Annotated in this window: 11 protein-coding genes and 4 tRNA genes; 2 read left to right on the forward strand and 13 right to left on the reverse strand. The window is 56.1% G+C overall.

The features are described 5' to 3' along the window. Positions 1-81: 81 nt before the first annotated feature. From ACTWLJ_RS25310 to ACTWLJ_RS25355, 10 genes are all read right to left on the reverse strand, one after another. On the reverse strand, positions 82-1,953 hold the full coding sequence (locus tag ACTWLJ_RS25310; protein ID WP_401215556.1) for a SurA N-terminal domain-containing protein: 1,872 nt from the start codon (positions 1,951-1,953) through the stop codon (positions 82-84). 232 nt (positions 1,954-2,185) lie between these two features. Next, positions 2,186-2,458 carry an HU family DNA-binding protein gene (locus tag ACTWLJ_RS25315; protein ID WP_008077714.1) on the reverse strand — a complete coding sequence of 91 codons (273 nt, stop codon included), beginning with the start codon at positions 2,456-2,458 and terminating at the stop codon, positions 2,186-2,188. A 148-nt stretch (positions 2,459-2,606) separates the two neighbouring features. Continuing rightward, the gene (gene lon, locus ACTWLJ_RS25320) at positions 2,607-5,003 is read right to left on the reverse strand and encodes an endopeptidase La (protein WP_401215555.1); all 2,397 of its coding nucleotides are present in this window, start codon (positions 5,001-5,003) and stop codon (positions 2,607-2,609) included. A 162-nt stretch (positions 5,004-5,165) separates the two neighbouring features. Further along, on the reverse strand, positions 5,166-6,449 hold the full coding sequence (clpX, locus tag ACTWLJ_RS25325) for an ATP-dependent Clp protease ATP-binding subunit ClpX (protein ID WP_008048848.1): 1,284 nt from the start codon (positions 6,447-6,449) through the stop codon (positions 5,166-5,168). A gap of 112 nt (positions 6,450-6,561) precedes the next feature. Then, positions 6,562-7,197: an ATP-dependent Clp endopeptidase proteolytic subunit ClpP gene (clpP, locus tag ACTWLJ_RS25330; protein WP_017339698.1), complete on the reverse strand. Its 636-nt coding sequence runs from the start codon at positions 7,195-7,197 to the stop codon at positions 6,562-6,564. A gap of 92 nt (positions 7,198-7,289) precedes the next feature. After that, positions 7,290-8,600 carry a trigger factor gene (gene tig, locus ACTWLJ_RS25335; protein ID WP_445178944.1) on the reverse strand — a complete coding sequence of 437 codons (1,311 nt, stop codon included), beginning with the start codon at positions 8,598-8,600 and terminating at the stop codon, positions 7,290-7,292. Between the two features lie 401 nt (positions 8,601-9,001). Then, positions 9,002-9,077 (reverse strand) — tRNA-His (locus ACTWLJ_RS25340). Between the two features lie 76 nt (positions 9,078-9,153). Then, positions 9,154-9,238 (reverse strand) — tRNA-Leu (locus ACTWLJ_RS25345). Positions 9,239-9,296: 58 nt separating this feature from the next. Next, positions 9,297-9,372, reverse strand: a tRNA-His gene (locus ACTWLJ_RS25350). Positions 9,373-9,404: 32 nt separating this feature from the next. Beyond that, positions 9,405-9,481, reverse strand: a tRNA-Arg gene (locus tag ACTWLJ_RS25355). A gap of 275 nt (positions 9,482-9,756) precedes the next feature. On the opposite strand from ACTWLJ_RS25355, the gene folD reads away from it, so the two are divergent. Both folD and pbpG read left to right on the forward strand, forming a co-directional pair. Next, on the forward strand, positions 9,757-10,611 hold the full coding sequence (folD, locus tag ACTWLJ_RS25360; RefSeq protein ID WP_445178945.1) for a bifunctional methylenetetrahydrofolate dehydrogenase/methenyltetrahydrofolate cyclohydrolase FolD: 855 nt from the start codon (positions 9,757-9,759) through the stop codon (positions 10,609-10,611). A gap of 228 nt (positions 10,612-10,839) precedes the next feature. Then, entirely contained in the window at positions 10,840-11,778 is a 939-nt protein-coding gene (gene pbpG / locus ACTWLJ_RS25365) for a D-alanyl-D-alanine endopeptidase (protein WP_445178946.1), read from the forward strand. Between the two features lie 81 nt (positions 11,779-11,859). On the opposite strand, the gene ACTWLJ_RS25370 is transcribed toward pbpG, so the two are convergent. The 3 genes from ACTWLJ_RS25370 to ACTWLJ_RS25380 form a co-directional block, all read right to left on the reverse strand. Then, positions 11,860-12,066, reverse strand: coding sequence for a hypothetical protein (locus ACTWLJ_RS25370; protein WP_445178947.1), 207 nt, complete (start codon positions 12,064-12,066; stop codon positions 11,860-11,862). Between the two features lie 12 nt (positions 12,067-12,078). After that, positions 12,079-12,285, reverse strand: a complete 207-nt coding sequence (locus ACTWLJ_RS25375) for a DUF6021 family protein (protein ID WP_445178948.1) — start codon at positions 12,283-12,285, stop codon at positions 12,079-12,081. A 90-nt stretch (positions 12,286-12,375) separates the two neighbouring features. Then, positions 12,376-13,044 carry a peptidase C39 family protein gene (locus ACTWLJ_RS25380; RefSeq protein ID WP_445181414.1) on the reverse strand — a complete coding sequence of 223 codons (669 nt, stop codon included), beginning with the start codon at positions 13,042-13,044 and terminating at the stop codon, positions 12,376-12,378. Positions 13,045-13,147 lie beyond the last annotated feature (103 nt).

The following is a 13,147-nucleotide window of genomic DNA, read 5'->3' on the forward strand; positions in this document are numbered from 1 at the left end:
ACTCTGTCATTTGGCCACTATCGAACATAAAAAAGCCCCGGCGGTTAGGCCAGGGCTCTTGTCTTGCCGCTCAGTCAGACATCAGTAACGCTTGATGTCAGCCTGGGTTTCCAGTTGCTTGCGGAACGCCGCGAAGTCTTGCTGACCTTCACGGGACGCGAGGAAGCGACGGTACTGAGCCTTCTCTTCGTCGGTCGGTGCAGCCGCTTCGTTGACGCTGTTCAGGCGCACGATCATCAGGCTGCCGTCCGGCAGAGTTACGCTGCTGAAGGTCGGTTTGTCCTTGGCAGCCGGTTTCGGCATGCGGAACAGCGCCTGCAGCACGGTTGGGTCAACCCCTTCCTGAGCGCGGGTGGCCGCCTGGACGACTTTCCAGCTCTGACCGTCAACTGGCTTGTCCAGTGCAGTCTTGCCATCGCGCAGGCTGGCGATCAGTTGATCGGCCTTGGTCTTCGCGGCAGCGCTGGCGTGCTCTTTAGCCAACTGGGTGCGAATGGCGGTAGCCACGCTTTCCAGCGGCAGTTGCGCAGGCTTCAGGTGTTCCTTGGCGCGCAGCACGACCACGGTTTCCGGGTCCAGCTCGATGGCGGTGCTGTTGGCGTTTTCTTCCAGCACTTCCGGGCTGAACGCAGCAGTCACCACGGCACGGTTGGCCGCAATGCCTTCGCCACCTTCACGGCCGAACGGCTTGGAAGTGTGCACCGTCAGCTTCAGATCCGAGGCTGGTTGCACCAGGTCAGAAGCTTCGAACGAGGCGTCTTCCAGTTGCTTGGTCGCCTCAACGAAACGCTGCTCGACCTGCGCGGCTTTCAGCTCGCGGGTCAGCTTGTCTTTCAGGCTGGCCAGCGTCGGCACTTCCGGCGCTTCAACACCCAGCAGCTTGATCAGGTGGAAACCAAAATCGGTGCGAACCGGCTCGGAAACCTGATCTTTATTCAGCGAGTACAAAGCTTTTTCGAAGGCTGGGTCGTAGACGCCAGGGCCTGCATAACCAAGGTCACCGCCATTGTTGGCCGAACCCGGGTCCTGCGAGAACTCTTTGGCCAGCGCTTCGAATTTCTCGCCCTTGGCCAGACGCGCCTGGACTTCTTCGATCTTCGCCTTGGCCTGAGCTTCGGTGGTCTTGTCGTTCACTTCGATCAGGATGTGCGCGGCACGACGTTGCTCGGACAGGTTGGCGATCTCTTTCTGATACGCCGCCTGCAAGTCTTCGTCCTTGACGGAGACCTGGTCGAAGAACGAAGCCTTCTTCAGTTCGAGGTAATCGATGACCACCTGATCCGGGGTCATGAATTCCTTGGCGTGCTCGTCGTAGTAAGCCTTGACCTCATCGTCGGTCAGTTTGACCGCCGCCGGGTCAGCCTTGACGGTCAGCGAAGCGAAATCGCGGGTCTGTTTTTCCAGACGGGCAAAGGCCAACACTTCAGCGTCGGTCACAAAACCGCTACCGGCAACACCGGCGCGCAGTTGGCCGATCAGCATTTCCTGAGCCAGCATCTGGCGGAACTGCATGCGCGAGTAGCCCAGTTGACGGATCACCTGGTCAAAGCGATCGGAACTGAACTTGCCGTCCACCTGGAATTCAGGTGTCTGCAGGATCACTTGGTCCAATGCGCCTTCGGAGAAAGCGAACTTCGATTGTTCGGCGCCCTGCAGCAGCAGCTTGCGATCGATCAGACCTTTGAGGGCCGATTCACGGAGCATTTTTTCGTCAAGCAAGGAAGCATCGAAGTCCTTGCCCAGCTGTTGCATCAGCTGACGGCGTTGCATGTCAACGGCCTGGCTCAGCTCGTTCTGGCTGATTTCTTCACCATTGACCTTGGCCGCATCGTTGGAATGCGTGGTGGCCTTGAAAATGGCGTCGAAACCGGTCAGAGCCATCAGTGCAACGATGACTCCGATAATGGTCTTGGCAATCCAGCCTTGTGAATTGTCCCTGATATTCTGCAGCATGCGTCCCCCAGAAACGGTTGAACTTCAAAAATTAGGCAACCGTGGAGCGTGGGTAGAATCCGGATAGAAGAAAGGCGCATCCGAGGATGCGCCTTCTCGTAACTGGCGGAGCGGACAGGGCTCGAACCCTCGATCCCGGCGTTACAGGCAACTGATCCAGCTACCTGCTCTACCGCTCCGCTGCCAAGTCAGGGATGACCCCGACCCGGATAGGTAAAAACCTGAAACGAACTTAGTTGACCGCTTCTTTTAGTGCTTTACCGGCTTTGAAACCTGGTTTTTTAGCAGCAGCGATCTGCAGCGTCTTGCCGGTCTGTGGGTTACGACCAACGCGAGCTGGGCGATCAGTTACGGAGAACGTACCGAAACCAACCAGAACAACGGAGTCGCCAGCCTTGAGAGCGCCAGTGACGGATTCGATTACAGCGTCCAGCGCACGGCCAGCAGCAGCTTTCGGGATATCAGCGGATGCAGCGATAGCATCAATCAGTTCCGACTTGTTCACTCTAAGTCCCCTTATATCTATTTTGAGTTGATTCTAAGTTTTTTGGTGAAAGCAAAAACGAGTGCTGAATGGCCTACAGACACTTAAGAGCCGCTTTATAACAAGGGCTCTAAAAAGCTGTCAAGGAAGCCACCCAGGCAAAAACGTATTAATGCGTGCTAATTCTTTCCTTAGAGTCAGACTCGCGTTTTTCGTCCTTGGCAACTATCTCCGGAGCCACATCCGGCAAGGGCTCCGGCGCGTATTGCAGCGCAATTTGCAGGACCTCGTCAATCCATTTAACCGGTTTAATCTGCAGATCCTGCTTGATGTTGTCCGGAATCTCCTTCAGATCACGTACGTTCTCTTCAGGAATAATCACAGTCTTGATTCCGCCGCGGTGTGCCGCGAGCAGTTTTTCCTTCAAGCCACCAATCGCCAGCACCTGACCACGCAGGGTGATTTCGCCGGTCATGGCGACATCGGCGCGCACCGGAATGCCGGTCAATGCCGAGACCAGTGCCGTGCACATGCCTACACCAGCGCTAGGCCCGTCTTTCGGGGTCGCCCCTTCCGGCATGTGGATGTGCGTGTCGCGCTTCTCATGGAAGTCCAGAGGAATGCCCAGGCTCTTCGCCCGGCTCCGCACTACGGTGAGCGCAGCAGTGATCGATTCGACCATTACGTCACCGAGGGAACCGGTCTTGATCAGTTGACCTTTACCCGGTACGACAGCGGCTTCGATGGTCAGCAATTCACCGCCAACCTGAGTCCAGGCAAGGCCGGTGACCTGACCGATCTGATCCTGTTGCTCGGCCAGACCGTAGCGGAATTTACGCACACCGAGGAAATGCTCCAGCAGTTCAGCTGTCACTTTCACCGAGAAACGTTTTTCCAGCGCATGCTCTTTGACTGCTTTGCGGCAGACCTTGGCAATCTGCCGCTCAAGGCCACGCACACCGGCTTCACGGGTGTAATAACGAATGATGTCGCGGATCGCTTCAGCGTCGAATTCCAGCTCGCCCTTCTTCAAGCCATTGGCCTGAATCTGCTTTGGCGACAGGTATTTAACGGCGATGTTGATCTTCTCGTCTTCGGTGTAGCCCGGCAGACGGATGACTTCCATCCGGTCGAGCAGCGCCGGCGGGATGTTCATCGAGTTCGAGGTGCACAGGAACATCACATCGGACAGGTCGTAATCGACTTCCAGATAGTGATCGTTGAAGTTGTGGTTTTGCTCAGGATCGAGCACTTCCAGCAACGCCGACGCCGGATCGCCACGCATGTCGCTGCCCATTTTGTCGATTTCATCGAGCAGGAACAGCGGGTTGCGGACACCCACCTTTGTCATCTTTTGAATCAATCTTCCCGGCATCGAACCGATGTAGGTCCGGCGGTGACCACGAATTTCCGCTTCATCACGCACGCCGCCAAGGGCCATGCGCACGAATTTACGGTTGGTGGCATGGGCAATCGACTCAGCCAGCGAGGTTTTACCCACGCCAGGAGGACCGACCAGGCACAACACCGGGCCACGGATTTTCTTCACGCGTTTTTGCACAGCGAGGTACTCAAGGATGCGTTCCTTGACCTCTTCGAGACCGTAGTGATCGGCATCGAGAATGTCTTCTGCACGCGCCAGATCAAGGCGAACCTTGCTCTGTGCTTTCCACGGCACTTGCACCAGCCAGTCGATGTACGAGCGCACCACGGTGGCCTCAGCGGACATCGGCGACATCTGCTTGAGCTTGTTCAGCTCGGCAGTCGCTTTGGTCAGTGCGTCTTTCGGCAGGCCGGCAGCATCGATGCGCTTTTTCAGCTCTTCGATTTCATTGTGACCTTCGTCACCGTCGCCCAGCTCCTTCTGAATGGCCTTCATCTGCTCATTCAGGTAGTACTCGCGCTGGCTGCGCTCCATCTGCTTTTTGACACGGCCGCGAATGCGTTTTTCAACTTGCAGCAGATCGATTTCGGCATCCAGCAGAGCGAGCACGTGCTCGACGCGGGCCGACAAATCGATGATTTCGAGGATTTCCTGCTTCTGCTCGATCTTCAGCGCCATGTGCGCGGCCATGGTGTCTACCAGACGACCCGGCTCTTCGATGCTGTTGAGCGACGACAGGACTTCAGCCGGGACTTTCTTGCCCAGCTGTACATATTGTTCGAACTGCGACAGCAGGCTGCGCACGAAGACTTCCGACTCGCGGTCGGGGGCATCAACTTCGTCGATCAGCGAGACTTCGGCACGGCAGTGGCCGTCGACTTCGCTGAAGCGCTCCACGGCGCCCCGCTGCTCGCCTTCGACCAGAACCTTGACGGTGCCGTCAGGCAGCTTCAGCAGCTGCAGAACAGTGGCGATCGTACCGACGCGATACAGCGCATCTTCACCGGGATCATCATCAGCCGGGTTTCTCTGGGCCAGCAACAGGATTTGCTTGTCGCCCGTCATCGCTGCCTCGAGGGCTTCGATGGATTTCTCGCGCCCCACGAACAGCGGGATAACCATGTGCGGATAAACCACGACATCACGCAATGGCAGGAGAGGCAATTCGATGGTTGTCTTCATGATTTCGCCTCTACGGCGGCCATATGGCCGTAAACAGATGGAAGTAAGCTTGAAACCAAGATGGGGGCTGCCTTGAAAAAAAACAAGCGCAAAGCGGATGTTAAAACGCGTTAATAAAAAAGGGGCCCGAAGGCCCCTTCTTTATTCCAGCAGGCTGGACGCTTAAGCGTCCGGCGCTGCCTTGGCAGTCGGCTCACTGTTTTCGTAGATATACAGTGGCTTGGACTTGCCTTCGATAACACTTTCATCGATCACGACTTTGCTCACCTCGGACTGCGAGGGGATTTCGTACATCGTGTCGAGCAGCACACCTTCGAGAATCGAGCGCAGGCCACGGGCACCGGTTTTACGTTCCAGGGCACGCTTGGCGACCGATTTCAGCGCATCTGTACGGAACTCCAGATCAACGCCTTCCATCTCGAACAGCTTGGCATACTGTTTGGTCAGAGCATTTTTCGGCTCGGTGAGGATCTGCATCAACGCAGCCTCGTCAAGCTCGTCCAGCGTCGCGAGGACCGGCAGACGACCGACGAATTCCGGGATCAGACCGAACTTGACCAGATCGTCAGGCTCGACTTCACGCAGGGACTCACCAACCTTCTTGCCTTCTTCCTTGCTGCGCACTTCTGCGTTGAAGCCGATGCCGCCTTTGGTGGAACGGTTTTGAATAACCTTTTCCAGACCAGAGAACGCACCACCGCAGATGAACAGGATGTTACGGGTGTCGACCTGCAGGAATTCCTGCTGCGGATGCTTGCGGCCACCTTGCGGCGGAACGGAAGCGACCGTGCCTTCGATCAACTTGAGCAAGGCCTGCTGCACGCCTTCACCGGAAACGTCCCGGGTGATCGACGGGTTGTCGGACTTGCGCGAAATCTTGTCGATCTCATCGATGTAGACAATACCCATCTGGGCCTTCTCTACGTCGTAATCGCACTTCTGCAGCAGCTTCTGAATGATGTTCTCGACATCTTCACCTACGTAACCCGCCTCGGTGAGGGTGGTTGCGTCAGCGATGGTGAACGGAACGTTCAGCAAGCGGGCCAGTGTTTCGGCAAGCAGGGTTTTACCCGAGCCTGTCGGGCCGATCAGCAAGATGTTGCTCTTGCCGAGTTCGACGTCGTCATTCTTTTTGTCACGCTGGTTCAGGCGCTTGTAGTGGTTGTATACCGCTACGGCCAGAACCTTTTTCGCACGCTCCTGACCAATTACATACTGATCAAGGATGCCGCTGATTTCTTTAGGCGAAGGCAATTTATGCGCGCTGCTCTCGGCCTGTGCTTCCTGCACCTCCTCGCGGATGATGTCATTGCACAGGTCGACGCACTCGTCGCAGATAAAGACCGAGGGGCCGGCAATCAATTTGCGCACTTCATGCTGGCTTTTGCCACAGAAGGAGCAATAGAGCAGCTTGCCGTTGTCCTCGCCGTTGCGGGTGTCAGTCATTCGTTCGATCCAAATCCGATAGGCTTGCAACACAAGATGAAGGCTATTGCGGGCTTTTTCAAGCCCGCCGCTGATCAGACGAGCCGACCAAGCCTATTTTGAGCTGCTTATTTTAAGCTGGGCGCTGGGTGATCACTTCATCGATCAGGCCGTACTCGCGTGCGGCTTCTGCACTCATGAAGTTATCGCGGTTGGTATCACGCTCGATTTCTTCGAGGGTGCGCCCGCTATGCTTGGCCATCAGCGTGTTGAGACGCTCGCGGATGAAGAGGATTTCCTTGGCATGGATTTCGATATCCGAAGCCTGGCCCTGGAAACCGCCCAGTGGCTGGTGAATCATCACACGCGAGTTCGGCAGGCAGAAACGCTTGCCGGGAGCACCGGCCGTCAGCAGGAATGCACCCATGCTGCACGCTTGACCGATACAGGTAGTCGATACGTTGGGTTTGATGAACTGCATGGTGTCGTAGATCGACATGCCCGCTGTCACCGAACCGCCCGGGGAGTTGATATAGAGATGGATGTCCTTGTCCGGGTTTTCCGCTTCAAGGAACAGCAGTTGCGCACAGATCAGGTTGGCCATGTAGTCCTCTACCGGACCAACCAGAAAGATCACACGCTCCTTGAGCAGGCGCGAGTAAATGTCGTAAGCGCGCTCGCCACGAGCAGACTGCTCGACAACCATCGGGACCAGGCCGCCTGCGGCCTGGATATCAGAGTTCTGCTGAATATACGAATTACGGAACATGCTCTGCAGTCACTCCCAAATAGTTATGTCTTGAATACGCATAAGCCAGCTCGAAAGCTGGCTTATGGTGTGTACGTCTAACGCAGAAACGATCAGTCGGCTTGTGGAGCTTCTACCGGCTTGACTGCTTCTTCGTAAGAGACCGACTTGTCGGTCACACTGGCTTTCTGCAGAACAGTATCCACAACTTGTTCTTCAAGCACAACCGAACGCACTTCGTTCAGTTGCTGCTCGTTCTTGTAGTACCAGGACACAACCTGCTCAGGCTCTTGGTAAGCCGAAGCCATTTCCTGAATCATTTCGCGAACGCGAGCGTCGTCAGGCTTGAGGTCGAATTGCTTGACCACTTCAGCAACGATCAGACCCAGCACAACGCGGCGCTTGGCTTGCTCTTCGAACAGCTCGGCCGGCAGTTGATCAGGCTTGATGTTGCCACCGAATTGCTGAACAGCCTGCACGCGCAGACGGTCAACTTCGCTGGACAGCAGAGCCTTGGGCACTTCGATCGGGTTGGTGGCCAGCAGACCGTCCATAACCTGATTTTTTACCTTGGATTTGATCGCCTGACGCAGTTCACGCTCCATGTTCTTGCGAACTTCGGTGCGGAAGCCGTCGATGCCGCTTTCCTTGATGCCGAATTGAGCGAAGAACTCTTCGTTCAGCTCTGGCAGTTTTGGCTCGGAAACGGTGTTGACAGTCACGGTGAACTCGGCGGTTTTGCCAGCCAGGTCCAGGTTCTGATAGTCCTCAGGGAAGGTCAGGTTCAGAACGCGCTCTTCGCCGGCTTTAGCGCCAACCAGGCCTTCTTCGAAGCCAGGGATCATGCGGCCGGAACCGATAACCAGTTGAGTACCCTTGGCGGAACCGCCAGCGAACACTTCGCCGTCAACCTTGCCAACGAAATCGATGTTCAGCTGGTCGTCGTTCTGAGCGGCACGCTCGGTCACTTCAAAACGGGTGTTCTGCTTGCGCAGCACGTCCAGCATTTTGTCCAGATCAGCGTCAGCCACTTCGGCGCTCAGGCGCTCGACAGTGATGCCGTCGAAGCCGGCAACGGTGAACTCAGGGAACACTTCGAATACGGCTACATACTCCAGGTCCTTGCCAGCTTCGAGCGACTTAGGCTCGATCGAAGGCGAACCAGCCGGGTTCAGCTTCTGCTCAACCACAGCTTCGTAGAAGGAGGACTGGATCACGTCGCCTACAGCTTCCTGGCGCGCATCAGCACCGAAACGGCGCTTGATTTCGCTCATTGGCACTTTGCCTGGACGGAAGCCAGCAATCTTGGCCTTTTGGGCAGTCTGCTGCAGACGCTTGTTGACCTGGCTCTCAATGCGCTCAGCCGGCACGGTGACGCTCATGCGGCGCTCAAGAGCAGTAGTATTTTCAACAGAAACTTGCATGGATATTCCTCGTTGCACAGACGTTAGCCGGCCGTTTCCGACCCCAGAATCAAGGGCATGCATTCTAGTGGGTCAAACTCAAGAAGTCACCCTACTGAAAACGGGTAAAAACGCAGCAGGCAATTTATAGGTGCGAATGCACGAGTGCACTTCACCCCGAAGACGAATACAGACAATCACGCCAGGGCTCTGCGCCAACCTCTTCTATATATAGAAGACACTGCAATCATCTCCCTGACGGCCAATCCTGCAAGCAGGACCGACGGGCAGCGCGGCATCATCGAGAAACATGAATACGACGAAACGCCCTGCCCCGCGACCCAAAACCGGCTATTACCGAGTTTCGAAACCGCTAAAACAAAAAAGGCGCCAGACTGTTAAATCTGGCGCCTTTCGAAATATGGGGTGGACGATGGGGATCGAACCCACGACAACGGGAGTCACAATCCCGTGCTCTACCAACTGAGCTACGCCCACCATATTGCGTAACAAAAAAGCCAATTAACTTCTTTGTCGAACTCCGCTCAAGCCAAAGGCATGAATGAAGCTTGTTTGGTGCGGATGAAGAGACTCGAACTCTTACGCCTCGCGGCGCTGGAACCTAAATCCAGTGTGTCTACCAATTCCACCACATCCGCGGATGAAGCTCTTTAAAACAAAAGCGTCAGACTGTTAGATCTGACGCTTTTCGAAATATGGGGTGGACGATGGGGATCGAACCCACGACAACGGGAGTCACAATCCCGTGCTCTACCAACTGAGCTACGCCCACCATATCGCGTTACTTGTGCCAAAGCTGCCTAATGGCGCACCCGGCAGGACTCGAACCTGCGACCATCCGCTTAGAAGGCGGATGCTCTATCCAGCTGAGCTACGGGCGCCTTGTTAATCTGTACTCTTAAAGGACTACAAACTAAGTGCTTTCCAGTCTCGCAGAATCGTAATCCCGCTCAACCTTCTTAACCAGTGCTAGGCTGTGCCCGACAAGTGCGACGAATAGTATAGAGCGCCCCGAAGGTCGTCAAATCCTTTTTGAAAAAAATTCATTTAATTAAAGGAGTTAGGGGAATTTGCTGACCAAGCGCCTTTGCCCTCACCGCCCGACATGCGAGAATGCGTTCTCTTTTTTTCACCTCTCGATGGTTAATCACGCGCAATGACTGCACAACTAATCGACGGCAAATCGATCGCCGCCAGCCTGCGCCAGCAGATCGCCAAACGAGTTGCCGAGCGTCGCCAGCAAGGCCTGCGCACTCCCGGCCTCGCGGTGATCCTGGTCGGCAGCGATCCTGCCTCTCAGGTTTATGTCTCGCACAAGCGTAAAGACTGTGAAGAGGTCGGCTTCCTCTCTCAAGCCTACGACCTGCCTAGCGAAACCACGCAAGAAGCGCTGACCGATCTGATCGATCGCCTGAATGACGATCCGGCAATCGACGGCATTCTGCTTCAGCTTCCGCTGCCCGGGCATCTGGATTCCTCGCCACTGCTGGAGCGTATTCGTCCGGATAAGGACGTCGACGGTTTCCACCCTTATAACGTCGGCCGCCTCGCCCAGCGTATCCCGCTGCTGCGCCCGTGCACCCCTAAAGGCATCATGGCTTTGCTGGAAAGCACTGGCGTTGACCTTTATGGCATGGACGCAGTGATCGTCGGCGCTTCCAACATCGTTGGTCGTCCGATGGCGATGGAACTGCTGCTGGCCGGTTGCACCGTAACCGTCACCCACCGCTTCACCAAGGATCTGGCCGGCCACGTCGGTCGTGCCGATCTGGTGGTAGTGGCCGCCGGCAAGCCGGGCCTGGTCAAAGGCGAGTGGATCAAGGAAGGCGCGATCGTGATCGACGTCGGCATCAACCGTCAGGACGACGGCAAACTGGTCGGCGACGTGGTTTATGAAACCGCCCTGCCCCGCGCTGGCTGGATCACGCCAGTTCCGGGCGGTGTTGGCCCGATGACCCGTGCCTGCCTGCTGGAAAACACTCTGTATGCAGCGGAAACCCTGCACAGCTGAGTCAGTTTTCCCGCATTGAAGAACCCCGCCTGGTGCGGGGTTTTTCGTATCTGAGAATAAACTGTAACCGTTCGACGGAAACCTCTCTTTTTACAGGGCTTTTCACGAGATTTTCAGGCTATTCAAACAACCATCGACAGTTCTTCAACCATAATCCTAGAATGCGACGTTTTAAAGAAATAACCCGTTACAAATAACGGAATATCCAACCTTTATGAGTTCGCCCGCGTGAAAATTCGTCTTTCGATTCTGAGCCTGTTTTTTGCATTTTCAGGCACATTCATCACGCCAACGATCAACGCTGCGGAAACCACCGCTGCCCCTCGTGACGCTTCGCAACTGAAGATCGCCTCCGGCAGCGCCCTGCTCATGGATATGCAGACCAATAAAGTCATTTATTCCAGCAACCCTGACGTGATCGTGCCGATCGCTTCCGTCAGCAAACTGATGACTGGCCTGGTTGTGGTTGAAGCCCGACAGAACATGGACGAATGGATCAGCGTAGACATCAGCAACACGCCAGAAATGAAAGGCGTGTTCTCCCGAGTCAAACTCAAGAGTGAACTACCGCGTCGCGAGATGCTGTTGATCGCCCTGATGTCCTCGGAAAACCGTGCAGCTGCCAGCCTCGCGCACCACTACCCGGGCGGTTATGCAGCCTTTATCGCGGCGATGAACGCCAAGGCCAAGGCGCTGGGCATGACCAACACCCACTATGTCGAGCCGACCGGGTTGTCGGAGCGCAACGTTTCCACCGCGCGCGACCTGAGCAAACTGCTGGTGGCCGCGAGCAAGCATCCAATCCTCAGCGAACTTACGACCACCAAGGAAAAGACCGTGTCGTTCCGTAAACCCAATTACACCTTGGGTTTCCGCAATACCGATCATTTGGTTAACAAGGCCGACTGGGATATCAAGATCACTAAAACCGGCTTTACCAATCCTGCCGGTCACTGCCTGGTATTAGTCACGCGGATGGGCAATCGTCCGGTGACGCTGGTGATTCTCGACGCGTTTGGCAAATTCACGCATTTTGCCGATGCCAGCCGGATTCGCAGCTGGGTCGAGACTGGGCGCAGCGCCAATGTTCCGGCGGTGGCTCAACAGTACAAGGCCGAGAAGAACCTGAAAAATCGCCAGACTGGCGTGGTTGAGGCTTCGAAGTAACGGCTTCACTGCTATCTGTGGATATGTGGCGAGGGAGCAAGCTCCCTCGCCACATTGAGATCTCACTGAACCTGAGAGATCTCAATCATTCGGCAACGGCATCTGATCATCATCAGGAATGCCATCCCCCTTGTTCGGGTCCCGCACGGGGTCCGGCGTCAGCACATTCGGCCGGGCCAGCGGATCGCGCAGCGGACTGTCCGGATCAAGCACTGGATCGACCTCAGGTTCAGGCGTCGTCGGTACGCTCTCGGGTTTTTGATCATCGAAGCTTGAATCGGTACTCATACGCACCTCACATCAAGGTTTCAGATTGGCTAACGGGTCGTAGGGCTTGGCCGGCTTTTTATCGTCGCCGTCCGGTTTCACGTCTTTCGGCGCCTTGGCAGGGCCGACGGGATCGACTTGAGGATCATCGAGATCCGGTGAATCCGGATCGAATCCCAGATCATGGCCCGAGGAATGCTCGGACGAGTGCGGGCCTTTCGGGGATGGGGAATCTGCCATGTTCGCCTCCTGGGTTCAGCCGCAAAATCGGGCTATTTCCTTAAGAGGCTTGCCGGGCCTGGCAGTGCCCGGCAGATGACGAACGGAAACTTAGTGTGCTTCCAAAGCTTTCTTCGCCTGCGCCGCTTCCCGCTCCTGACCGGCCTGAGCCAGCTCATCGGCAGCCTTGAGCCAGCGATGGCGGTCGACTGCCGCTGGAATCTGCGTCGGCTTCTGGATCAACACCGCCCAGCCGCCGGATTTTTCGAAGGCTGATTCAAAGGAACTGAAACTCATCAACTCACGACGATTCATTCCGGCGCGCAACAGCACTTTCTGTTTTTTCCGGTCGTATCCGGAAAGGATCGCGTAACGCGGTTCACCCCAGAATGAGCCTTCGCTGAAGCGCACCATCACCGGATATCCCGCCGCAACCTGAGTCAGCAGCGCCGGCAAATTGCTGTCCAGCGGATACACCACCATCCCGTACTCACGAGCCAGATCTTGCAGATTCTGCTGCAACTTGTCTTCGGCGCCCGGCAAATGCAGCGGCTTTTCCAAGAGTCCCGGCGTGATCATGATGCCCTGCTGCGCCAACAGGCTGGCGAGCACCTGCGGCCCACTCTGGTTGGCGTCACCCCGATAGAACGTGCCGCTGAGCTCGACCCGCTCCGGCAGACGCTGAATCTGCGGCGCCACACTGCCCGCACACCCGACCAGCACCGCCGCACAACCGGCCACCAGCAACGCCGCACGAATTCGAGAAATTACCTGCACCATCATCACTCTCTATTCAGACGCCGGTCATCGTGTTCCGGCTTGGGCGATGATCATAGGACGAGGACCGGCTGCGGTATAGCCTTAAACCGCAGACATATCGACT

It is taken from the genome of Pseudomonas sp. McL0111, from assembly GCF_052567255.1.